General features: G+C 42.8%; 20 protein-coding genes and 1 CRISPR repeat array. Of the genes, 9 read left to right on the top strand and 11 right to left on the bottom strand.

Going from position 1 to position 22,604, the window contains the following annotated elements; translation table 11 throughout:
• Window positions 1–102: 102 nt before the first annotated feature.
• From AWB54_RS07720 to AWB54_RS07705, 4 genes are all read right to left on the bottom strand, one after another.
• Entirely contained in the window at window positions 103–1,527 is a 1,425-nt protein-coding gene (locus AWB54_RS07720; RefSeq protein WP_061214032.1) for a SagB family peptide dehydrogenase, read from the bottom strand.
• A gap of 97 nt (window positions 1,528–1,624) precedes the next feature.
• Window positions 1,625–1,951 (bottom strand): hypothetical protein, encoded by a 327-nt coding sequence (locus AWB54_RS07715; protein ID WP_061214031.1) that lies wholly within the window; start codon window positions 1,949–1,951, stop codon window positions 1,625–1,627.
• Window positions 1,944–2,510 (bottom strand): sigma-70 family RNA polymerase sigma factor, encoded by a 567-nt coding sequence (locus AWB54_RS07710; RefSeq protein WP_061214030.1) that lies wholly within the window; start codon window positions 2,508–2,510, stop codon window positions 1,944–1,946. The genes AWB54_RS07715 and AWB54_RS07710 overlap by 8 nt, the downstream gene beginning before the upstream one ends.
• A 159-nt stretch (window positions 2,511–2,669) precedes the next feature.
• Window positions 2,670–2,978, bottom strand: coding sequence for an NHLP leader peptide family RiPP precursor (locus AWB54_RS07705; protein ID WP_061214029.1), 309 nt, complete (start codon window positions 2,976–2,978; stop codon window positions 2,670–2,672).
• Between the two features lie 583 nt (window positions 2,979–3,561).
• Between AWB54_RS07705 and AWB54_RS07700 the strand changes: the two genes are divergently transcribed.
• Entirely contained in the window at window positions 3,562–3,966 is a 405-nt protein-coding gene (locus AWB54_RS07700; protein WP_061214028.1) for an ATP-binding protein, read from the top strand.
• Between the two features lie 40 nt (window positions 3,967–4,006).
• The gene (locus AWB54_RS07695) at window positions 4,007–4,339 is read left to right on the top strand and encodes an STAS domain-containing protein (RefSeq protein ID WP_061214027.1); all 333 of its coding nucleotides are present in this window, start codon (window positions 4,007–4,009) and stop codon (window positions 4,337–4,339) included.
• Window positions 4,340–4,509: 170 nt separating this feature from the next.
• Here the strand turns inward: AWB54_RS07695 and AWB54_RS07690 are convergent, their stop codons facing one another.
• From AWB54_RS07690 to AWB54_RS07680, 3 genes are all read right to left on the bottom strand, one after another.
• The gene (locus AWB54_RS07690; RefSeq protein ID WP_061214026.1) at window positions 4,510–5,037 is read right to left on the bottom strand and encodes a hypothetical protein; all 528 of its coding nucleotides are present in this window, start codon (window positions 5,035–5,037) and stop codon (window positions 4,510–4,512) included.
• A gap of 130 nt (window positions 5,038–5,167) precedes the next feature.
• The gene (locus tag AWB54_RS07685) at window positions 5,168–5,509 is read right to left on the bottom strand and encodes a type II toxin-antitoxin system HicB family antitoxin (RefSeq protein WP_061214025.1); all 342 of its coding nucleotides are present in this window, start codon (window positions 5,507–5,509) and stop codon (window positions 5,168–5,170) included.
• Window positions 5,506–5,769, bottom strand: a complete 264-nt coding sequence (locus AWB54_RS07680) for a type II toxin-antitoxin system HicA family toxin (RefSeq protein ID WP_061214100.1) — start codon at window positions 5,767–5,769, stop codon at window positions 5,506–5,508. Before AWB54_RS07680 ends, AWB54_RS07685 begins: the two co-directional genes overlap by 4 nt.
• 210 nt (window positions 5,770–5,979) lie before the next feature.
• On the opposite strand from AWB54_RS07680, the gene AWB54_RS07675 reads away from it, so the two are divergent.
• The 7 genes from AWB54_RS07675 (at window position 5,980) to AWB54_RS07645 (ending at window position 13,280) form a co-directional block, all read left to right on the top strand.
• Entirely contained in the window at window positions 5,980–6,321 is a 342-nt protein-coding gene (locus AWB54_RS07675; RefSeq protein ID WP_235811127.1) for a GntR family transcriptional regulator, read from the top strand.
• 27 nt (window positions 6,322–6,348) lie between these two features.
• The gene (locus AWB54_RS07670; protein WP_061214024.1) at window positions 6,349–7,242 is read left to right on the top strand and encodes an ABC transporter ATP-binding protein; all 894 of its coding nucleotides are present in this window, start codon (window positions 6,349–6,351) and stop codon (window positions 7,240–7,242) included.
• On the top strand, window positions 7,217–9,343 hold the full coding sequence (locus AWB54_RS07665) for an ABC transporter permease (protein ID WP_061214023.1): 2,127 nt from the start codon (window positions 7,217–7,219) through the stop codon (window positions 9,341–9,343). Before AWB54_RS07670 ends, AWB54_RS07665 begins: the two co-directional genes overlap by 26 nt.
• Window positions 9,344–9,556: 213 nt before the next feature.
• Window positions 9,557–11,089 (top strand): S-layer homology domain-containing protein, encoded by a 1,533-nt coding sequence (locus tag AWB54_RS07660; RefSeq protein WP_061214022.1) that lies wholly within the window; start codon window positions 9,557–9,559, stop codon window positions 11,087–11,089.
• 115 nt (window positions 11,090–11,204) lie between these two features.
• Window positions 11,205–11,444 (top strand): AbrB/MazE/SpoVT family DNA-binding domain-containing protein, encoded by a 240-nt coding sequence (locus AWB54_RS07655; RefSeq protein WP_061214021.1) that lies wholly within the window; start codon window positions 11,205–11,207, stop codon window positions 11,442–11,444.
• On the top strand, window positions 11,444–11,785 hold the full coding sequence (locus AWB54_RS07650; RefSeq protein WP_061214020.1) for a type II toxin-antitoxin system PemK/MazF family toxin: 342 nt from the start codon (window positions 11,444–11,446) through the stop codon (window positions 11,783–11,785). The genes AWB54_RS07655 and AWB54_RS07650 overlap by 1 nt, the downstream gene beginning before the upstream one ends.
• Before the next feature lie 178 nt (window positions 11,786–11,963).
• Complete coding sequence (locus tag AWB54_RS07645; protein ID WP_061214019.1) at window positions 11,964–13,280, top strand: CCA tRNA nucleotidyltransferase; 1,317 nt, start codon at window positions 11,964–11,966, stop codon at window positions 13,278–13,280.
• Window positions 13,281–13,893: 613 nt separating this feature from the next.
• Window positions 13,894–18,075: a CRISPR direct-repeat array (repeat unit 30 nt; unit sequence ATTTCAATACATCAAATGTGCCGGTTCCGC).
• A 178-nt stretch (window positions 18,076–18,253) separates the two neighbouring features.
• On the opposite strand, the gene cas2 is transcribed toward AWB54_RS07645, so the two are convergent.
• From cas2 to AWB54_RS07625, 4 genes are all read right to left on the bottom strand, one after another.
• A complete protein-coding gene (gene cas2 / locus AWB54_RS07640; RefSeq protein ID WP_061214018.1) occupies window positions 18,254–18,541 on the bottom strand; it encodes a CRISPR-associated endonuclease Cas2 in 288 nt (95 codons plus the stop codon).
• Entirely contained in the window at window positions 18,538–19,539 is a 1,002-nt protein-coding gene (gene cas1b / locus AWB54_RS07635; protein WP_061214017.1) for a type I-B CRISPR-associated endonuclease Cas1b, read from the bottom strand. The genes cas2 and cas1b overlap by 4 nt, the downstream gene beginning before the upstream one ends.
• 163 nt (window positions 19,540–19,702) lie before the next feature.
• Complete coding sequence (locus AWB54_RS07630) at window positions 19,703–20,191, bottom strand: CRISPR-associated protein Cas4 (protein ID WP_061214016.1); 489 nt, start codon at window positions 20,189–20,191, stop codon at window positions 19,703–19,705.
• Window positions 20,191–22,575, bottom strand: coding sequence for a CRISPR-associated helicase/endonuclease Cas3 (locus tag AWB54_RS07625; protein ID WP_061214015.1), 2,385 nt, complete (start codon window positions 22,573–22,575; stop codon window positions 20,191–20,193). The genes AWB54_RS07630 and AWB54_RS07625 overlap by 1 nt, the downstream gene beginning before the upstream one ends.
• Window positions 22,576–22,604: the final 29 nt, after the last annotated feature.

Here is a 22,604-nt window from a genome sequence, read left to right as displayed (position 1 = left end):
AAAAGGGGTTTTTGCAACGGAGTCAAAATTAATACGCTGTACTTCCGCTTGTATTACATAGAGTTTGAACTTTATTACAATCTGCAGGTTGACAATTAGCCTCTAAATGCGTTTATTCCCCAGGATAAACTCCCCTACCGCTGATTCCTCCAGGTAGTTCAGGCCGGCCATACGGCACAACAGCTTAGCAGGTCCACTGCCGATAGCCGTTGGTGCCAGGTCCATAGCGGTGGCCACCAGGTACAGGGTCTGGTAGAGTGCTCCCACGTCTTTCAGGATAACGCTGTAGGCTATCGATTGGTATTTCCACGCCACCCGCTGGAAACGAGCCGTAATATGCAAGGAAACAGGGGGCAGTTCCTTTAACCCGGCAGCAGCGGAACAGTACTTTAATAATCCTTCAACCTCGCTTGTCCTGGTCGATAGTTTTTCCAGTTCATGCTGCCAGGGATCGTAATGATACAAGCCGCCCGCTAGACCTTCACATTCATTGACTGCCAGATAGATTTCCAGTTCATAAGCAGCCCCTCCCCCTGGGTAAGGCCTATTGCTGGCCTCATATAATAAACCTGCCGGCGGATTAGCTTTAATAAGCTCTTTTATGCGGGCGCTGCGGTACAAAAATTCACCTAATTGCTGAACGCTAATGGGCTTGTCCGCATAATTCCGAATAGATTTTCTTTCCTCCAATACCAGGGAAAAAGGATAATCATCTTCTCGAAGTTTCTCCACATCCGGCCGGTAAAGCTTAATACGCTCGCTGGACATGGGGTTCTTTACCGCTGGTAAGGGAGCAATCCGCTCCCGAAAGCGATAGGTCCCTCCCACCGGTTGTTCATGAGAACCCAAGCGGCTGCGGGCATGAAAAAGCAAGTCGTGAAACTCCCACTGCTGCAACACTTCATCCCCTTCTCCGGGAGAGATACCAGCATCATCCACCTCTTCCAGCATGCCGGCAGAGAGCAAGAGCTCAAGAAAGAGCTGCAACGATTTTTTCGGCAAGGTTGGGAATTGCGTCCTTATTTCACCGGCAGTACATGCTTCAGCCAGGAGATGGAGTACTGCAGCTGCCAGCCAATGGGTCAGGACGACACGGCCATTGGCCAACGGGGATTCCAGGATGATTTCCTGCCCGTCCCGCCGACTGTAAGTAAAGCGGGAAAGCCTGTAGCGTCGCTTTTGCTTAAAAGGCTTTTCATTAAAAAGAGGGGCTCCGGAGAAGGGGGTGTAAATAGCCAGGATTTCCTGTTCCATCATCACATTATAGGATATGAAGCCTCGCTCGATGAATTGTTGCAGGTGGTAGTAGAAATTTGCCAATCCACCTGCCCCATCTTCCTTAAAGGCCAGTTCACTCAAAAAATCTTCACTGCCGCCACCGGCGGTCAATGTCTTCATCGACTGCCGTAGGCCGCGGGAAACTCTTTGGCACACCAGGCTCCGTACCGGGCTCTGCAAATAGATCTTGCCTGCTTCTTCCTTGATTTTCAGATCCGGACGAAAGGACAGTATAAGGTTATCGCCCATGATATCATTCCCTAATACAGATTTTAAAATTGGAAACAGCTATCCCTTGATTGGCAAACCCTAATCTTAGCCAAAGCAACATTAGGCACACAAAGTATTATTGGCAGCGTCGGGGAGGGGCCATGGGACCTGTCCCCTTATCCCAGCTGTCACCTGCGGCACTTATGCCCTCCAGTTCGTCATCACTGAGTTCAGACTTACGGTCAGATTCCGGATTAATGGTGTTTTTTATCATGCTCTGCAGAGATTGGCGAAGGGGTTGACGGATCTTGCTCTGCTTGCTGGAATCAAGCTGCATAAGCTTTTGCACCAGCTCCAGCTCCTTATTGCAGGTTCCGTCGCCAGGTAGAAGTCCTTTTGCTTTACCTTCCAACAGGAGATCAACAGCGTGGTTGAATTGTTTTATCCGCTCCTGTTTATTCATTTTCAAAGGCCTCCTTCTTCAAAGCAAATTGCAAGCGACAAATCGCGCGGTATAATATGACCCCCACATTGCTTTCACTCAAACCGGTCATTTGTGCGATCTGGCGATTATTAAGCCCTGCCCAGAATTTCAGGCCAATGAGATTGCGTTCCCGGTTGTTTAACAGTTCCAGCGCTGCTTGCAGGTCTTGCTGGCTCTCTTGCAATATGTATGCTTCCTCCGGGCCATTTCTGGCACAGGCTAATTCCCGTACCGCATCCAATGATACTGTATGTCGCTGTTCCTGGTTTCGCAGATAATCGGTAATGATGTTGTGGGCGATGGTGAAAAGCCAGGTGCCAAATGAACCTCGTTCGGGATGAAATTTATCCAGTTTAAACAGTACTCTCTCAAAAATCTGGCTGGTAAGGTCATCGGCTACACTGCTCCGGTTAACCCGGGAACGGACATAATTGTATACCCGGGTAAAATAGTAATCATAAATCTCGGCAAAGGCCTCCGGATCAATAGTTGCTTGAAGCAGCAATTGATTTTCATTTTTTAACGAGCTACTCTTCATCAACTATCTATTCCTCCCCAAGTCACCTGAACCTGGCCGGTTTGCAATAACCAGAATGAGCTAACTATGCTTCAGTATTGGCCGCAGCCGGTTTGCTGCGCCGACAGTAAAAGAATAATACGCGCATTCCTAGAGCCAAAGATGCTATGATCAAGTTAATTAGTAATCACAGTCACAGGAGGATTCAGTATAAATAGAGGTTAACCAAGGAGAGAGAGCAACACCACCAGCCACTGCATCCAACTGCTCATCAGAAAGTTCAGTCGGTCGGGCCGGCAGCAGCACATAGTTTATTTTATCCGTATTCTCCACTACCTTTATTTCCACCCCAGCAGGAAGCGAAAGCCCGGCTTCCCGCATCACAGCTGCCGGGTCAGTGATGAAACGCTGCTTGAAGACCTTATCCATCCAGCAACGGGAGATAAGTTTGCCCATGATCTTGTCCTGTTCGTTAGTTTTGCTTTCCATTGCTCATTCCTCCTTAATTTAAAAACATGTTGATAGGGTCGGAACGAGGCAGGGGATTAGAACCCGCCGCCTTTTGTTAATAGGAACCCGACCGTTTAAAGAAGCACCCTGCGGGCACCACTGATGTTCGCTTCGCTCACTATTATGGACGCGGGGGACATATTTTACCTCGTTATAAATTAATACGATGCCGTGCTATTTGTATTACATACCTGTTAAATATTGTTTAGGGGCAAAGAAATAAGAAGCCTTCTTCTATGTATTCAATATCACTGCGCTAGAAACTCGCCCCCCTCTCTTCCGAAAGCCCAATCGTTCTATTAAAATTTGCTATCTCAGCAGGATTAGTTTAATTCCATATAGAAAAGTTTTCTTTTATAATCAAATTTTTCTTGCTTCCGCTTTAAATAACAGGCATCGAATTGTTGGAAGGTGTTTCAAGATAAGTGAGATCATTGACCTTTTAATCAATTTAATAAAAAACGTAAAAGTTATTTTACGCTCTACCCGCGACTTTGTGCAAGAAGCGAAGCAGTCCGATGATATCACCATATTGGTTCTGCAATTTACAGGGGGAAAGTAAATGGAGTTTCGTTTGAAAAATGAGCTGGAAGAGATTCGATTACTGGCGGAGGCTATTGAGCTCTGGGGAGAGGAGAATGGGATTCCGGGGAAAACCCTCTTTCAGCTCAACCTGGCCCTGGATGAATTACTGACCAACACTATCACTTATGGTTATCCTGAAGGCGGGGAGCATGAGATTATGCTGCGGCTGATACCGGAGGGAGAGAAGGAGTTGCTTATCGAGATTCGTGACGATGGCCTGGCTTTTAACCCGCTGGAGGTTAAGGCCCCGGATCTCAAGCAGGATATCGAAGAACGACCTATTGGCGGCCTGGGGATTCACCTGGTCCGGCAGATGCTTGATGAGCTTGAGTACCGGCGGGAAAACGGGCAGAATATTCTGCTTATGAGGAAAAAATATTAAACTATCATAACTGTCATGTCATAAAAGAGGAGGAAAATAAATGGACATTAATGAGATGAAAAAAGACAAAGCCACGGTCATAACGATTGAAGGAAGATTGGATTCCAGCACTTCCGGAATACTGGAGAAAAAGCTTTTATCTTTAATGGATACCGGGGAGAAAAACTTCCTGCTGGATTTTTCCGGAATGGACTACATAAGCAGCGCCGGACTGAGGGTTTTACTGATGGTAGCCAAGAAGAGCAAGACAGCCAAAGGCAAAGTGCTGCTATCGGCATTGACCGACAATGTCAAAGAAGTGTTTGATATCGCAGGATTTACCGATATTTTTACCATCTTTGCCACCGCGGAGGAAGCCCTTAAGGACTTCTAAATGACACTGCCCTTGACAGCCCTTTGTTAAGGGGGGACAGAGGGGACAGGTCCCTTGTCCCGACAAACAGCAAATATCTCCTTTTAATTTAAACGAATTTTCCCCAGCTCAATGGAAATTTGATAATATCCATGATTATCGAAGGCCTGCTGGCCTAAGCGCAACACATCCTATTCCGCCAGCACATTAATGCTGCCTACTTTTCCGTATGTTTTCGTTATGGATTTGACTGACATGTTCACCTTGCCATCCTGCTCCATTATTGCATAGAAGTCAGGGAACTGCTTGCGCGGCAGGATTGCTGTCAGCACCAACCGTTCCTTGCCCCCCACGCCATAGCCCAGAGTAGTAGTTACTGAATATCCCTGCTCCCGCAGGTTGTCCGCCAAAATCTTGCCTTCTTCGGGATGTTTATAAACATCTATTTCAAGCAGGCCAAACGCCAGCTTCTTTTCAATTTTATTGGCCAAAAATACTCCGGACAACCTGCCTAAAGCAAAGGCCAGTATATATCCGTAACCGGAAGAAGTCGCAATCAACTTGAAAGCATAAACAAATACCAGGGCATCGATAAAAGTAATTACATAAACAGGCTTGATCGTCTTTTGCGCCAGGAAGGATGTTTTTAAGTTTCCCATACAAGTGCTAAACAGATTTAAACCAAAGATTATTAATGAATCTAATATAAAAATTGACATGTTTTTTCCCTCCTTTCTGCCAAAATAAAATGCCCCTGTCCGAGCAACAGGAGCACTGCTTTAGTTTTCCTTGTGGTGTAAAGACTGTTATTATTGTTACATAATTTTCACTTTTTGTCAAGTAGAAGCACTATACCGATTGCATAATTCTATCTTCTATCGCATTTTCAATAAATTGATTGAGCGATTTCCCTTCCATTAGGGCTAGCTGTACGGCTTGTTTGTGAAGTTCCGGTCTTATTCTGATATTAAAGCTGCCCTTATAAGTTTTCTTCGGCTCTTTCCCGTTAAGCTGGCATAACTCGATATAATCCTCAACCGCCTCTTCAAATGCGGCTTTTAACTCGGTTACGCTGCTACCCTCAAAACTAATAGAATCGTTGATTCCCTCTATTTTGCCGAAAAACACTTCATCCTCGGTACTATAGTGCACTGAACCAATGTAATCTTTATATAAAATTATATCTTTCATGATTTAATCACTCCCTGTTTTGATAATTCATCAATCAATTGTTCTACCTGGTATTTTTTCAATGTGTTTCCCGGATGGGGTTTGTGTAATCTTATTATATGCTTGGTTTCATTATTAACGAAAGCCACCCGGGAACCCGAAGTACAGCCACGGGTTTCTTCAGAGTAGCCAAGCCTGGAAAGCAATGTTCTTGCTTCATCATATTCAAAATTAGAAGGCCTTTGCATTAACCTTTCAATCAATTTTTCTCGTTTGGTCATATCCATAAATCTTTCCGTATTTTATCTAACCAGATTATACAAAAAATGAATCCTCATTGCAACTAGCGTACAGTTGCAATGAGGGGACCCTGGGTTTTTTGCTTTCGCTTGACATAAAAATGCTTTGTGTGTATTATGCAATATAGTACACATGGTACACGCGATTTTTTTATTTTGCAGTGGGAGGTGATTATTATTATAAGTATAGATTTGAAAGATCCCAGACCAATTTTCAAGCAGGTTCGAGATGGACTGAAAAAATTGATCATCTGCGGCATATTAAAACCAGATGAGAAAATTCCTTCTGTACGTGAAATGGCTCAGAATCTGGCAATCAACCCCAATACCATTCAAAAGGCCTATCGGGATCTGGAAGCTGAAGGCTATGTGTATCAGGTAACAGGCAAAGGCACTTTTGTAGCTTCGACAGAACCCGGCGAAAATAGCGAGAAAATCGAGCAACTATTGTTAGAAGTACTGAAACTGGCACGAGAGCTTATCTATCTGGGCATTAGTAAAGAAGAAATAGTGGCTGCTGTGGAAAGTTTGTAATTTTATGTGAAGGAGGTCAAGAAGATAATGATTAAAGTACTAAACCTTTGTAAGTCCTTTGACGGGTTTCAGGCTTTACATAATGTGAATGTTACTGTGCCCAAAGGATCTGTCTACGGTATAGTAGGACCAAATGGATCAGGCAAGACCACCCTGATCAAACATATGGTGGGAATACTGATTCCTGATCAGGGAACGATCAAGATAGATGAAAATGAGGTTTTTGATAATCCTGCGGTCAAGAAACGCATTGCCTATATCCCTGATGATATTTACTTTTTTCTTCAAGATGATATGAAAGATATGATAAATTCCTACAGACGGGTATACCCTGCTTTCAATGATGAACGCCTGGAGAAGCTTATTCCGTTATTTCCGCTAGATCCCAAAATGCCGATTCGTCGTTTTTCACGCGGAATGAAAAAGCATGTAGCCTTTATAATGGCTCTATGTAGCATGCCAGATGTATTGGTCTTGGATGAACCCATGGATGGCCTGGACCCGGTAGCTCGCCGCAAGGTGTGGAGCCTGCTTTTCCAGGATATTGCTGAACGCGAGACTACCGTTTTCGTTTCATCCCACAACCTGCGTGAATTGGAAGATGTATGCGATCATGTGGGGATCATGCACCGGGGCGAAGTCGTATTGGAACGGAGCCTGGATGAACTGCAGAATAATATTTTTAAACTGCAGATGGCCTTTCGCAATGAGAGTCCTGATTTCAATAGCCTAAATGTGCTGGCTGAGCACAAGGTGGGTAGTGTCATTCAACTGGTGGTACGTGGGGAACGAAAGGAAATTCTGGATAAGGCGGTTATGTTAAATCCTTTAATGATAGATGTTTTACCGCTATCTTTAGAAGAAATATTTATTCACGAGTTGGGGGGTATGGATTATGCAATCAGCAGCGCCATTATTTAGCAAAGCCATCTTTTATAAAAACATGAACAGATTCTGGCCAATATTTGTGGCGTACACAGTTATTCTCCTGCTCATAGGATTTAGTACGGTCGCAAACGGAAGATATGAAAGGCTGGCTTATGTACCCAATACCTTTGCTAATACTATTTTTGGGTTTTCAGGAGTTATGCCTGCTTTGATTGCTATATTTAGCATCATGGTAGCAGCAGCAGTCTTTTCATTTATGTACAATCCTATGTCGGTAGGTATGATTAATGCTTTGCCTTTTAAGCGTCGTACAGTTTTTACCAGCAATTATTTATCTGGTTTATTTATGATTATAGTTCCTTTGCTGCTCTTTTTCCTAAGTATGCTGGTAATAGGACTGAACTATGAATGCCTGGATATGGTTGCATTATTAAATTGGCTGTTTATCTTTTTCTCACTGAGCCTGCTTTTGTATTCGCTGGCAGTGATTATAGGAATGCTAACCGGTCACATTATAGCTCATATAGTCTTTTTTGTTATAGCCAATTTTCTAATTATCGGTTTGAAAGTCTTGACCGATTTTTTCCTGGACCGTTTTTTATATGGCTTTGTCGGTACACTTCACAATATAGACGGATTTTTCATGCAGGCCACCCCGATAGACTACGCTTCCGGTTTGCAAAGCACTTACACTAGTCTGAACTGGACGGTATGGCTCGTCTATCTCTTGCTGGGAGTTCTTTTCGTCTGGCTAGCGCAGATATTGTATAAAAACCGCAAAATGGAAAACGCTGGGGATGTATTAGCCATCCGCAAACTGAATCCCGTGTTTAAATATGGCGTAACATTATGCAGCACTTTAGCCCTGGGGGCTATTCTGTTAGAAATATTTAATGTCCAATACAATACTTTAGTGATCCCATTGCTGCTATTCCTGCTGGCGGGACTGGTCGGGTATTTTATTGCTGAGATGTTACTAAAAAAATCATTTAGAGTATTCGGAGCTTACAAGGGTTTTGTTATTTATGCCTGCCTGCTGATCATAACCAGTATGTCGGTTTATTATGACTGGTACGGCTATGCCACCCGGTTGCCAGATGCAGATCAAGTAGAAGCAGTGGTATTTTCTTACAACGGGGGACAGTATGACGTGCTACAAACACTGCAAGCTGAGCAAAACCATGTAGATCTGGATATTTCTAATCTTCCGGAATCTCTGGCATTAAGCTATGGGACGCCTCTATCTATGCAAAAAAACCCGGACAGCAATGACTATGTATACCCAGAATCTCGTGCTTTTACCCCAGAAGAAACCAGGCTTTTATGGTCGATTTGTCCGGGAATCTATACTGAAGATGAAAGTATAGACAGCACTCTGAAACTGCATCAATACCTGGCCGATAATATCAAAACAGTCCGGAGTAATTATCGACAGCGCAGTATGATTAAAGACTATGATGGTGAAGAAATACAGTACTTTAATATTAGCTTTATTTATCGCCTGGATAACGGTAAAATCGAAAAACACAGTTTTCCGATGATTATACCCGTGCAACCATCCGAAGAAATTGATCAAAAAACAATTAGTCAGTTAGCATCCCTAGCCGGTAATCGGGAGGAACGGGTGAAAAGATTAGCTGCTATCGATCTGCCCCTGAATGATATTCGACATATTACAGTTGATCTTTACAGGCTGCGTGACTTAATGCATGATAATCTCAAGTCAAATAATGAAGTAAGGAGAAATGTAAAATATCAGCCGGATAAAAAATATACTCCAATTGAAGTCCGCGATGAGGATAAAAAGGCCTTTTTTGAAGCGGTAAAGGCTGATTATCAAAACATGTCCAACGAAAAAATGGTCCGTTCACAGATGTTACGCCATGGTGAAGGCGACATTGGTAACTTCACGCTTGCTATTGAGCGCTCCAATCTACCTCAAACCAACCGCTTCCGAGACGGAAGATCTACCTACGGCATAAGTGTTTATTATGAGAACACCTTCCGCTTGCTACGAGACAAAGGCTATATTACTGAAGATGTCTACAATTTTGTGAATATACACCGAGAAATGCTAGATGAGAAATACAGTAACCAGACAGTACGCAGAATAGTCTCAATCGCATACTTATAATCCAGGAGAAGCGCGACAGGCACGGGAACAGTTGCAAAAGAATTATTCCCGTGCTTTCTTTTCTTTAGAAACTCTAATAAAATTGATCTTATACCGGTGTTGGGGTATGAAAAGCCGGTCGCAAAGATTTTAGCCGCAAGGGGATGATTTCGGATAAAAAAGCTGAATTAAATTTAAATTTGCCAAGTATAAAAATAGGGGGTAGAAAGGAAAATGAAAACGGGAAGAAGAATCATCCTATTAATCACCCTAATGCTAGCTTTATTGTTACTTGGGGGCAGCAGCTTGCTGGCAGCAGAGGCATCCAACGAGGCTCAACTGCAGAAAGCCATTACAGAAGGTAACGATGATACCATCACCATAATGAATAACATTGCCTTGACCAAAAGACTGATCATCAACAGGCCAGTCACTCTCACCGGGGTGGATTGCTCCATCAACACCGGTGTCAATTGTATTTATGTAGACAGCAACGGGAACCTGACTCTTAGCGGGAAACTAAGCATAACCGGCAACGGTGAAGGTTTGCCGACCCTTGATGTCAGCGAAGGAAACGCTAACATTATTGCTGGGGTTATTGAAGCGACAGGTGCCTTCGGTAACGGGATTTATTCCAGCGGGAATTTGAATATCAGTGGCGGCGAAATCAGGGCAACCGGCAAAGAGAGTATCGCTCTTGTGCTTAGCGGTTCGGTTAATATGACCGGCGGTACTATTAAGGCAGAAGGTCCTAAAAGCATTGGCGTTGGGGTTAGCCGCGGCCAATTTACAATAAGCGGAGGCAATATCACGGCCACCGGGCCGGGGATTAGTGTTTATACAGGCACAGTTAATATCAACAGTTCGGAAAATATGAACTTAAGCGGCGGTGTATACTCGGAAGACCTTTCTACCGATCAAATTCAATACACAGCGTTCTTTACCACTCTGCCCAAACCGGTAATCATAAATGATAACCATGCAAATACATTTAAACTGCTGGGAATCGACCCATCACTTAGTTTTACTGTTGGCAATAGTACTTCTAAAATTTTGGGTGCCAGCATATCCGGCAATACGGTTAGCCTGAACCCCACCAGGATTGGAGATTATATACTGATTTTAAGCAGCAACATAGCCAAGCAGCAATCTATCAATCTGACTATTCCCGTCAAGGTAAATAATGTTTCTTCAACAAACAGTACATCGCCTCAGCCGAATGGCAACATCACTTCTGATTTATCAGGCCACTGGGCCAAAGACAGCATTATGCAGCTTATTAATGCCGGAGTAATTAAAGGCTACCCGGACGGCACTTGCCAGCCGGACAAGACTATAAGCCGGGCAGAATTCGCAGTTATGCTAGTTCAAGCTTTAAAGCTTGAACCTAAAGCGGGGAATACTTTTTCCGATACCGCCTCTCACTGGGCCAAAGACAGCATTGCTACGGTCGCCGCCCACGGCCTGGTCAGCGGCCATAATAAAAACATTTTCGGTCCCGATGAACTAATTACCAGAGAACAGGCAGCCTCTGTCTACTCGCGCCTGGCCAAATTGGAATCTTCAACCTTCGCTTTGAACTGTACGGACAAAAAGAGCATTTCTGCCTGGGCGGAACCCGGTGTAGCCGCAGCAGTCAAAATCGGATTCTTCAATCTTTATCCGGATGGAAGCTTTAAACCGCAGGGCTATACCACCAGAGCGGAGGCATTTTTTGCGCTTTACAAGTATTTATCCCCGGAGGGGCCCCAAACCGTAAAACAATAAAATCAAAAAGCTTTATTTCCTGATGATTAACCAAACAAAAAATGAAAACCTATAATCTATCATTATTGACCCGCGTAGATACGCGGTATATACTGTGAATTAAGAGGTGATTCGTATGTATACCACTATCCAAAAGTGGGGAAATAGCCAGGCGGTAAGACTTCCCAAGGACATCCTCGAAGAGGCCAACCTCCAGGAAAACGATAAGGTACAAATAAAGGTCCGGGATGGCAATGTGATAATTATTCCGGACAAAAAGCGTAAAACCCTGAAGGAACGAATAGCCGAATTCAAGGGAGATTACGAGTGCAATGAATGGAATACTGGTAAACCTTCGGGTAATGAGGTGTGGTAATGGCATATATACCTGAACAAGGTGACATTATTCTTCTTCAATTCGATCCTCAGGCAGGACATGAACAAAGAGGCCGAAGGCCTGCTTTTGTGGCCAGCAACAACATCTTCAACCAGTTCACGAAAATGGCTATAGTCTGCCCCATAACCAATACCAATAAAGGTTTTCCCCTGCATGTGCCCCTGGACGAAAGAACCAGAACCACAGGTGTTATTATGTGTGAGCAGGCCAAGTCCCTCGATATTTTAGCTAGAAAAGCTAGCTTAATTGAAAAAGCGCCTCAAGATATAGTCAAAGAGGTAACGGATATTCTTATGGTTTCTATTGAATGTTCTGATTAACTTGTAAGATAATAAACTCGATATAATCATCTGGCTCAGAATAGGTCGGTTAAATAGTTTTAGTGTGTCAGGAGAATCATAAGCAGGGCAGCTGTTTAATAACAATGGGCAGGATATAAAGCACTTTTTGTAGAAGTGTTTAAACGTGCTAGTTTCTATTAAAACAGGAGGTGGCAGGATGAAAATCAATATGCCCGAAAATGTACAAACGATTCTAAACAAGCTTCATAGCAATGGTTATCAGGCTTACATCTACGGTGCCTGCATCCGGGATTACCTACTGGGTAAAGAACCTATAAGCTGGGATATCACTACCAATGCCCTGCCTAATGATACTATAGTTGTTTTCGATGAAAATGAAGGTTTTACTGCCATTCCTTCCGTAGAGGATTACGGGATAGTTACAATACATTTTAAAGGGGAGAGCTACCAGGTAAATGCCTTCCGCACCGGGGAAGAAAGGCGATTCGCCGATGATATCAATGAGGATCTGCTGCATAAGGATTTTACTATGAATTCCATTGCCTATAATGAACAGGCGGGAGTAGTGGATCCCTATAATGGAGTAGGAGATATTGAAAAGCGCTTAATCCGCTGTGCTCAAAACCCCTACAAACAAATACAGGAAGATAGCGCAAGAATTCTGCGGGCAGTTAGATTTGAATCCCAGTTGGGATTTAAAATTGAAGCGGAATTACTACAGGCTATGAAGGATTTAAAAGACAGTGTTCCTGCCAGTGGGTCGGCAAGGGTTCGCAACGAGTTTATCCAAATCCTCTTAAGTGAGCTGCCTTCCCAGGGCATACGCAGGCTTCTGGAACTGGGCTTGCTGGAGAGACTTATACCCGAGCTTATGCCTGCCATAGGTTTTGATACCTGCAGCTCTTATCATGATAAAGATGTTTTCGAACATAGCCTGGTGGTTTTAGATAATACTGAGCCTAACCTGACTTTAAGGCTGGCAGCACTCTTGCACGATATTGACAAGCCCAACTGTCTGACCATAGATGAAGACGGGGAGGGACATTGCTACGGTCACGCCAGCGGCGGCGGCGAGATGGCCCGGACAATACTGGGTCGCTTAAGCTTTGACCGCAAGACCATCAAAGCAGTAAGCGCCCTTATCAAAGAACATATGAATGATTACGAGAATATTAGCGAGCTTAGCATAAAACGCTTAATAAGGCGGGTGGGACCGGATAATATCGACCGCCTGTTTGAGCTGCAATTGGCGGATATTAAAGGTTCCGCACTATCCAGCAGAGACCCCGAAAGAATCACGAAAATAAGAAATAAATGTTTTGAAGTCTTATCCCGCCGGGAACCCCTAACGGTTCACGACCTGGACATAAGCGGCTATGATTTGCTTTCCCTGGGTTACCCCCCGGGAAAGGAGATAGGAGAAGTTATGGATTACCTGCTGGATCAGGTGATCGACAACCCCTCTCTTAATCAAAGGGATACCCTTATTGCCTTGTTGAAGAACCGGCAATAAGGTCTTATCACAGGATGATTTTTTTCAACTCTGGATGATGACTTTAAAAATATAGGATTATGAGTAAAGGCGCTTACCAAGTATTCTGGACTCAAACTGCCCAGCAGGACTTAATAAAAATAATTGCTTACACTACACTGCTGATGATAGTGAAAGTCAAGCCAGAAAAATTATTCAGCCATTAAACAAAAGCTGATAATTTGCAGTTAATACCCCTATAGGGAAGACTTGTTCCGGAGTTGAGTTATTACGGTATTTTAATCTATAGGGTGTTAATTTACCATCCATGGCGAATCATTTATAGGACGATAATAAAGTATAGGTGTTAGCTGTGATTGACGGCCGAAGAAATGTTGAGGATATTCCGCTGGATAGATTCATTTAGCTAGGTCGGCTGCCAAATTTGTATTTTTTTCGTAATCGCTTATCCTGCAAATGCAAAGCTAGCTTTTATGACCTGCCAACAGGTCTTTTAAGCATCGGAAGAATCTGCGGAGCAGTATCAACACACCGCTGCAACAAGGCGAGGGATTAGAACTCGTCGCCCTGTTCTCCATCAAAAAGCCAACTAAAAGCTCAAGAACAACCCTTCTAACCATCAACCTAACCAGTTTCTTCAATACATCAAATGTGCCGGTTCCGCAAATCTCTCAGAGGATAATGTTTCAATTCAATATCCAATTTCAATACATCAAATGTGCCGGTTCCGCCCGGTAGCCCTGGAGTTTATCCGCCAGGTTGACCTGAATTTCAATACATCAAATGTGCCGGTTCCGCGGCTGCTGCTCGACCGGGAAGCAAAGCGCATCGGCTATTTCAATACATCAAATGTGCCGGTTCCGCTATATAGCAAAGAAACTTTCGACAATCCGTATCGAAATTTCAATACATCAAATGTGCCGGTTCCGCTTGTGCTATACTATTAAACCTATTGCTACCTAATATTTCAATACATCAAATGTGCCGGTTCCGCTTCTAAAAACCCCTTTCAAATTTCAAATTTGATTTTATTTCAATACATCAAATGTGCCGGTTCCGCTTTTCGGTACCAGCTGCACTCTGGCCGAAATGCCTAATTTCAATACATCAAATGTGCCGGTTCCGCACGGCCCCGTTAGAGCCGTCATGGACAGTATATCAATTTCAATACATCAAATGTGCCGGTTCCGCAAAAATGTAAAGCGGGGGGATTAAAATGCAGTGTATTATTTCAATACATCAAATGTGCCGGTTCCGCATTGCTCGAAGTGCCGGGAGGACCAGCATCGGCGGTAATTTCAATACATCAAATGTGCCGGTTCCGCTTTGCCTGCAAGGCAGCTATCGTCCGTAGAGGAATTATTTCAATACATCAAATGTGCCGGTTCCGCTTTCGGTACCAGCTGCACTCTGGCCGAAATGCCTAATTTCAATACATCAAATGTGCCGGTTCCGCCTGCTCGAAGTGCCGGGAGGACTACCGGCGGCGGTAATTTCAATACATCAAATGTGCCGGTTCCGCCCTGGCTTGCTAGCGCCGGGTGACGGGAAAACCACAATTTCAATACATCAAATGTGCCGGTTCCGCTAACAGACTCAAAATTTGGCTCAAAGAGTGTAGCGAATTTCAATACATCAAATGTGCCGGTTCCGCTGGATACGCAAACTGACCGGGATTTGCCAAAAACGGATTTCAATACATCAAATGTGCCGGTTCCGCGATTACATAGGGTGTGGAGGCGCTGGGAATGAGGAATTTCAATACATCAAATGTGCCGGTTCCGCCTCTCTCCCGGTTCCTGAATGTCCTCATCTGCTGTTAATTTCAATACATCAAATGTGCCGGTTCCGCCCGGTGGTATTCTTCGGTGCGCGAGGGGGGCATACTATTTCAATACATCAAATGTGCCGGTTCCGCTCGTTTCTCTCTCGACCGTCTGGGCACCACCTACAATTTCAATACATCAAATGTGCCGGTTCCGCATGCGGGAAAATGGTTGTTTCTTGTTTTGAAGGAGCTATTTCAATACATCAAATGTGCCGGTTCCGCGGGGAAAAAATAAGCCTTAAACGGGGGTGCTTTATTGATTTCAATACATCAAATGTGCCGGTTCCGCTACGAACCTGTTGAGGGTTAGAAGGAGAGGATATCGATTTCAATACATCAAATGTGCCGGTTCCGCTAGGAGGAAAAATCATGGCACAAGCATACGTAAGACATTTCAATACATCAAATGTGCCGGTTCCGCGATATATAGGCAGACTCGAACAGTTGCCGGAGGACGAGATTTCAATACATCAAATGTGCCGGTTCCGCAAAAGGAAAACGAACAGATAAGACGTGAAAAAATCAGATTTCAATACATCAAATGTGCCGGTTCCGCGATAATCAAAATTTTAGATCCGATAGATTATCCCAGATTTCAATACATCAAATGTGCCGGTTCCGCCATACAGCGATAAATAACCTTACTTGCAGCAAAGCAATTTCAATACATCAAATGTGCCGGTTCCGCTTAAACCTCATTACGAGGTCCGTTAATTGGGCCTTATTTCAATACATCAAATGTGCCGGTTCCGCATGGAAACTTGGCATTGAGATTAAGCGGGAACTGATATTTCAATACATCAAATGTGCCGGTTCCGCGGAAAAGCTCCATCATATTATGAAATTGACTTGTAATTTCAATACATCAAATGTGCCGGTTCCGCCAAATCTTGTAATGGTATTGCCCCAATATGAGGCTATTTCAATACATCAAATGTGCCGGTTCCGCAGAAGCTTCAGGAGAAGTTGGCCTCTCAACTGATTTATTTCAATACATCAAATGTGCCGGTTCCGCATGTAACCCCGGAAGCAATTGAGGATAATTTGGCCTTATTTCAATACATCAAATGTGCCGGTTCCGCCGCAGCCTGTGTTTTGTCCGAAACTATGCGACAGTATTTCAATACATCAAATGTGCCGGTTCCGCATTTATAGAGCCCGTCATAGTCCCGCCGAAGACCGAATTTCAATACATCAAATGTGCCGGTTCCGCATACCTCTTGACCCGTGATGGTTTTACTTTACTGGATTTCAATACATCAAATGTGCCGGTTCCGCATTACATCAAGTTTTACATCCATGAAAGCAACCCTATTTCAATACATCAAATGTGCCGGTTCCGCTTGGTAACGAAGGATGATGTTGGACTTGGTAACGTATTTCAATACATCAAATGTGCCGGTTCCGCTATAGCACCGCCCTAATAAGTGGTGTTTCTGTGTAATTTCAATACATCAAATGTGCCGGTTCCGCTAATTTCTATACCCTTATCTCCCTTCCTTTATTTCAATTTCAATACATCAAATGTGCCGGTTCCGCTTGAATTAATCAAAGAAACATACGAAGAAGAATACATTTCAATACATCAAATGTGCCGGTTCCGCAGTGTTGAAGTAAACAGTTCATGCTTGCCTATCCCTATTTCAATACATCAAATGTGCCGGTTCCGCAAGTTACAGAGTAATAAATGGAGTTAAAAAATGATTTCAATACATCAAATGTGCCGGTTCCGCAGAACCATTTGTATATGGAGATATTACTGTTTTCAAATTTCAATACATCAAATGTGCCGGTTCCGCTTTTGTTTGCATGCATGTTTGCATGATGCCAAGAATATTTCAATACATCAAATGTGCCGGTTCCGCTCATCAATCAAACGCATTCTATGTTCCTTTGAATCTATTTCAATACATCAAATGTGCCGGTTCCGCACCGCCCTTAACCCACAACTTATTGACTAACTGACTATTTCAATACATCAAATGTGCCGGTTCCGCTGTTTATGGGGCACTTGAAAGAAATTATACATCATTATTTCAATACATCAAATGTGCCGGTTCCGCTTGTTTACTTGGTAGTAATATCCTGTGCCTGTTTTGGATTTCAATACATCAAATGTGCCGGTTCCGCATCGACAAACTAATAAACTTACAAGGCATAACAATATTTCAATACATCAAATGTGCCGGTTCCGCATCTCTGCTTGGTTTAATCCTTCCTGTTCTTTCTTTTATTTCAATACATCAAATGTGCCGGTTCCGCAATTTACAAGCTGGATAAAACATTTCTTTGGTGGTGAATTTCAATACATCAAATGTGCCGGTTCCGCAGGTAAGATGTTTGACTCTGAAAGGAAAGTTGATATTATTTCAATACATCAAATGTGCCGGTTCCGCTGGTATAGACTTCTAAAACCTTGTCATAAACTACATATTTCAATACATCAAATGTGCCGGTTCCGCTTTTTAGTTTAGAAGAGCAACAAGAATATTTTATATTTCAATACATCAAATGTGCCGGTTCCGCGTTGATAAGCTTTCGCGCAACCAAAACATAGAAAGAAATTTCAATACATCAAATGTGCCGGTTCCGCAAGGTGGTGGACAAAGTGGCTGAAAAACGGCAAACAAATTTCAATACATCAAATGTGCCGGTTCCGCTCGCCCCAGTCTCCCACACGAAAAGGGCCTTGTTCCATTTCAATACATCAAATGTGCCGGTTCCGCAAGCCACGGTTGGCCGTCAACATTCCAGAACGCCTATTTCAATACATCAAATGTGCCGGTTCCGCGGATGGCATACCCCGCGATATCTTTCCAGCTATCCTATTTCAATACATCAAATGTGCCGGTTCCGCAGGCTATAAAGTGTTCGTCTTTATAGCCGTTCTCATATTTCAATACATCAAATGTGCCGGTTCCGCTCGTCGTCATCATCCACTGGAACTTCAATATCAGGATTTCAATACATCAAATGTGCCGGTTCCGCCAGGATAAAATCAGACTTTTTTGAAGTTAAACTAATCTGCTAATTAACATTATATCAGACTTTCCCTCCATTTTTTCCAAGCGGCAATTAATTCCTAAGAGAATAATAGTACCTCTACCTTCGCCGCAGTATTTTAGCCATTTACGACCTGTTAATATGCAATCGGGGTTGGAAAAAATCATAGAATAATCGACTCCGGGTTAATCCCCGTATTTCCAATACTCTCCTCATTAAAAGAGGAATCACTTATCGTTTGGATAAATGTTACAAAATCATAGTCAAGGTCAATCACTTTTAAAAGCTTTCCCTTAAGTTCCAAATAATTGGCAGGTGTGATATGACCTCTGAAAACAGACTTTTGAAAATGTTTCAGGTATTGTTTGCAAATCTTGAAAACTTTGGCTACCCGTTTTTCGCCAACATCATAGAAAACGATGACATAATTGTAATTTAGTTTATTTTTCATTTCTTATCCTCCATGCAAAATGGGATAAATTTCTTTCCCTCCAAAATGTACTTGATTAATTTATAACCATCCAGGCGTATTGCCTGCTTGAAGCTGATTCTCCTTTTTAAAGCACTATGTTCGAAGGTTTGATTCAAACGTTCGTCAAAAGCCTCTATGAATGTCTTTCGTCCGGCATCGTTAAGTAGGGCATAGTTTAGGCTTTTGTCAAAGTGCTTTTCCACAGTAATTTTGCGGTTGTTTACACAATCAAAAATAGTCCTATAAACCAGTATCGGTTTGAAAACTTCTGAAAGATCGAGACTTAATGAGAAACGTCGCTCGGCAGGTTCGTGTAAAAAAGATATGGTTTGATCCAAATGTGTGCGGTAGATTTCTGTGATTGTTTTCGTATAGAGCAGAGTATTGCCAAAAGAGATCAGTGCGTTGATAGGATTGTCGGGAGGACGTTTCACTCGCTTATTTATGGCAAAAGATTCGGGCAGAATTTCACAAAAAGTTTGATAAAATCCAGCCCAAATGGCTCCTTCTATCCGCAATAGCTGTTTAATATCGCCGGTATCATCCACCAATTTGGGAACAGACTTGTGCAACCAATCAAGGAATTCTTTTAGATCACTTTTTCCATGTCGATAGTAATGGTATAACACAAAATGGATATTTTTTGCGATTCCACAAACAATAGGCTTGGCTACAGTCAGCCGGTTGTTTCCATAGGCCAAGGCTTGGGCAACGGTCAGTCGCCCGCTCAACAAGTATTCTTTCGGATAAAATGTGCCGATATAGTTTTCATAATAACCGAAAAAATGTACCACAATACCTGCCTTTGCTAATAGCTGCATTAGCTTTGTGCTCAATGTCACTTCATTGAAACAATAAAGCTCCCGGGTATCCTTCACCGGAAGATAGATATTCCCGTCTTCCTTGCGGAAGACAATAGAAAAGTCCTTCTGGAACAGTTCACCTGTAGAAAAAATATACCTGGTATCGCTATTCATTCCACCACTCCCTTCAAATGATAGTAATAGCGCCATAATCGAAGCAATTCCAGTTGGATAACAGAAACAATATTACTATGGGAAGCTGTTTCCACATCACATGGGTTGGAAACCGCTGGATAGTATACAGGTAATCTCACCCTACTGGTCAGTCGGGCAACTTCTATATAAAGCAGTATTCAAAATAGGCACACTTTTTGCACATTGGCTTTATCTTTGGAGGGGGTGGTGGGACATCGGAATTCAAGAATTCTTCAATACCGCGGTATTCTTTTTTCAACTCCCCAATCCTCTCCTCCGTAAGGGTCAAAGTATGAATACTTTTGTTTTGCTTGTTCTTCTCAATACATTCCAAGCGACCCTTTCGCATAATTCCCTTATCGCGCAGCACAATCAGATAATACTCCAATTGTGCCATGGCAGCCGGAATATCGGCATCAGACTTTTTAATTTCTGTAACATATTCCGCCGTAAGCTTGTCTAATTTAATACCTTCCAGGGCAATTTCCTTTTTATCCTGCTTTTTTAGTTCATGCAACACCCGTCCGATTCGTACATCCTCGGAATTGTCCTCCATATTTATATGGTGATAAAATAGCCAGCATTGTCGCCGGCAATGTGTATAATAATTGACCAATGTTCCGGTTAGCATCACAAGAATATCCCCCCATAGTATTTCTCCAGTTCCTCTCTATTCAGCACTCCCTCCTCAATAAAACGCTCTCCGCCATCAATAAAAAAATAACCGCCATATTCCTCGGCTCCGGTTGGAATATTGTTGCGGAAAACCTGGTATGTGAAATAAGACATTTTTAGAGCCATCCTGGAGTACTCCACCATAAGCTGGGCGTAAGACAGCGCTTTGTTGCTGCCCAATGCCTTGAACTCTTCCCAGACTTGATAGCCGTCAAGATCACCCCAAACATAAGGCACAAAAAGCTGCAGATTCGGCTCGATCAGGCGCATATGGGCCTCAATTTCTTTACAATTAAACTGGGCACAATGCTTATCCAGATTGGCAATGTTCTTTTCGTTGGATCTGCTTGTTCTGGCAATTAAATCCTTAAATACAGTTGCATAAAACTCAGAGAAACATTTTTCATTAAGGAGCTGCTGTATTGCCGCGTCCCGGATGGAATGGTATAATCTGGCATCTCCCCTGTAGATTAAACTAGCATCATCATAGTCAAAAAAGTATACCAAAGCTCCTTCCTGATTGAGACAGGAGCGATTGACCCGGCCCAGGAACTGTTCTTCTGCATCAAGAAGAGAAATATCTTTAAAACCGATTTCCATATCGATATCAATCCCCGCTTCAATAACCTGAGTGGCAATGAGAACCAATTGTTCACCATTGCGAATGCGTTTAATAATCTGTTCTCTTCGAATAGCGTTGTCATCCCCGGTTAGCAGGACAGCATTGCATTCGTCTTTGCACATCATATAAAATATCCGGGCAGTTTTTTTCTTAATAAATTCCACCAGCACTCGTTTATCCTTGAAGCGTAATACTTCTTTCTTGAGTCTATCCAAAGTGATTTTTTCTTCCGCCAATAAAGAAAAATCTAATCGCACTCTATCCCTAAAAAGAGGATGGTGATAATATTTTTCAGGTTTCTCAATTAATGTAGCAAATTTAGCATCTGCGGTCTTAAGCAGTTTATCCAGTTGAGGCAATGTAGCTGACATGATTATAATTTTCATGTTAAGCAGTTTGGCATATTTTTGTAAAAAGCTGATAATTTCTCGCCAGATAGCATTTTTATAACTCTGAATTTCGTCAATTACGATTACACTATTGCAAAGCTTGAGTAATGGAAAACCTTGATTGCGTCCGCAACTAAAAAGGGCATTGAAAAAGTTTACATGCGAAGTCAGTACAATAGGGTAATTGTTGAAAAGATGATCCAACCAGGCAACATTGTAATCTTCTGCCCTGTCATCACCACCCACCACCACCGGGGTAATGGAATTGATAATCGCCAACTTATCGCCAAATAACGGAAGTAGTGTTGTTTTAGTTTGCTCCACCAGGGTATTGAAGGGAAATACATAGAAAATATTGCTTATATTACTATTTGTTTGCAAGACACGCAAAGCAAGATTAATGGCCATGTTAGTTTTGCCCGCACCCGTAGGAGCCTCCAAATAATAAATATGAGCATCGGGATTGGCGATAAGATTCCGCTCCGCCTCTAAAAATAATTCATTGCGCAATTTATTGATTGGATCACCGTCGAAATCAGTCGGATTATGTTGATATTGCCGGATGCTCTGACAGATCGCACTTTCGTTGTAGCTCTGCGCCAATTCCCTGCCGCCCTCCCCAATGATAGCCGGATGCATGGCACAGCCTGTCATAAATTCCTGTGTAGCGCAATAATCACAACCAACAATAAGTGTATATAAGAAGCGGCATAGAATATAGAACGCTATAGGCTGTTTGATTAATTTCTGCTGCTGCATGTAGTATTGCGTATATTCAAAAATACTATGGTCAATTTCACTGATGTAATATTTTTCAGCGAAGTGTTCCAAATCGGAAAAATCATGTCCATTACCCAGGTTGCCATGATGTTTGCTTATGCAATACGCAAAGTTTGCCAGGCATTTTGCCAGGACGGGAGTAGGTTTTTCCGGCCACAATCTATACATATGATCCAAATATAAATAGGCTGAGGCCAGGGCATGGTTGGAATTGATGGCCTGTCCCCGTATAGCATAAAAAACCTTGTTCTTCAGCACATCGTATTGATAGCGAGGATTTATTTTCCCATAATCATGCAGATATATGGCATATACGAATGCCAGATAAACTTTGTCTGCTTCCTCACCCTGAAAACCACAGGCATCAATTAGTCTTTTTATGATTTTATCTATATCTTTTATAGAGCCATATATTTTAAAATAATGAAGAGTCAGCTGAGAATGAGCCAACAAAGTTTCGGTTTGCTTGTATCCGTTTATTGTCCTGGTATGAGCGAGATAACGAGTATCTTGCAGTTGATACGGACTAACCAGGCTCACTTTTTGCATTTTATGGCCCCCTCTCCATAAGCCAAGCA

Origin of the sequence: Syntrophomonas wolfei subsp. methylbutyratica, from assembly GCF_001570625.1 — a bacterium.
Classification (GTDB): domain Bacteria; phylum Bacillota; class Syntrophomonadia; order Syntrophomonadales; family Syntrophomonadaceae; genus Syntrophomonas; species Syntrophomonas methylbutyratica.
This window is presented reverse-complemented; position numbering and strand designations above follow the sequence as displayed.

Excerpts from the sequence above, each read along its gene's own strand:
- AWB54_RS07665 (WP_061214023.1), top strand. The coding sequence starts at position 7,217 with ATGCAATCAGCAGCGCCATTATTTAGCAAAGCCATCTTTTATAAAAAC.
- AWB54_RS07690 (WP_061214026.1), bottom strand. The coding sequence starts at position 5,037 with ATGTCAATTTTTATATTAGATTCATTAATAATCTTTGGTTTAAATCTG.
- cas2 (WP_061214018.1), bottom strand. The coding sequence starts at position 18,541 with ATGAAAAATAAACTAAATTACAATTATGTCATCGTTTTCTATGATGTT.
- AWB54_RS07705 (WP_061214029.1), bottom strand. The coding sequence starts at position 2,978 with ATGGAAAGCAAAACTAACGAACAGGACAAGATCATGGGCAAACTTATC.
- AWB54_RS07720 (WP_061214032.1), bottom strand. The coding sequence starts at position 1,527 with ATGGGCGATAACCTTATACTGTCCTTTCGTCCGGATCTGAAAATCAAG.
- AWB54_RS07700 (WP_061214028.1), top strand. The coding sequence starts at position 3,562 with ATGGAGTTTCGTTTGAAAAATGAGCTGGAAGAGATTCGATTACTGGCG.
- AWB54_RS07695 (WP_061214027.1), top strand. The coding sequence starts at position 4,007 with ATGGACATTAATGAGATGAAAAAAGACAAAGCCACGGTCATAACGATT.
- AWB54_RS07710 (WP_061214030.1), bottom strand. The coding sequence starts at position 2,510 with ATGAAGAGTAGCTCGTTAAAAAATGAAAATCAATTGCTGCTTCAAGCA.
- AWB54_RS07670 (WP_061214024.1), top strand. The coding sequence starts at position 6,349 with ATGATTAAAGTACTAAACCTTTGTAAGTCCTTTGACGGGTTTCAGGCT.
- AWB54_RS07630 (WP_061214016.1), bottom strand. The coding sequence starts at position 20,191 with ATGCTAACCGGAACATTGGTCAATTATTATACACATTGCCGGCGACAA.
- AWB54_RS07715 (WP_061214031.1), bottom strand. The coding sequence starts at position 1,951 with ATGAATAAACAGGAGCGGATAAAACAATTCAACCACGCTGTTGATCTC.
- AWB54_RS07650 (WP_061214020.1), top strand. The coding sequence starts at position 11,444 with ATGGCATATATACCTGAACAAGGTGACATTATTCTTCTTCAATTCGAT.
- AWB54_RS07655 (WP_061214021.1), top strand. The coding sequence starts at position 11,205 with ATGTATACCACTATCCAAAAGTGGGGAAATAGCCAGGCGGTAAGACTT.
- cas1b (WP_061214017.1), bottom strand. The coding sequence starts at position 19,539 with ATGAATAGCGATACCAGGTATATTTTTTCTACAGGTGAACTGTTCCAG.
- AWB54_RS07660 (WP_061214022.1), top strand. The coding sequence starts at position 9,557 with ATGAAAACGGGAAGAAGAATCATCCTATTAATCACCCTAATGCTAGCT.
- AWB54_RS07625 (WP_061214015.1), bottom strand. The coding sequence starts at position 22,575 with ATGCAAAAAGTGAGCCTGGTTAGTCCGTATCAACTGCAAGATACTCGT.
- AWB54_RS07685 (WP_061214025.1), bottom strand. The coding sequence starts at position 5,509 with ATGAAAGATATAATTTTATATAAAGATTACATTGGTTCAGTGCACTAT.
- AWB54_RS07645 (WP_061214019.1), top strand. The coding sequence starts at position 11,964 with ATGAAAATCAATATGCCCGAAAATGTACAAACGATTCTAAACAAGCTT.
- AWB54_RS07680 (WP_061214100.1), bottom strand. The coding sequence starts at position 5,769 with ATGACCAAACGAGAAAAATTGATTGAAAGGTTAATGCAAAGGCCTTCT.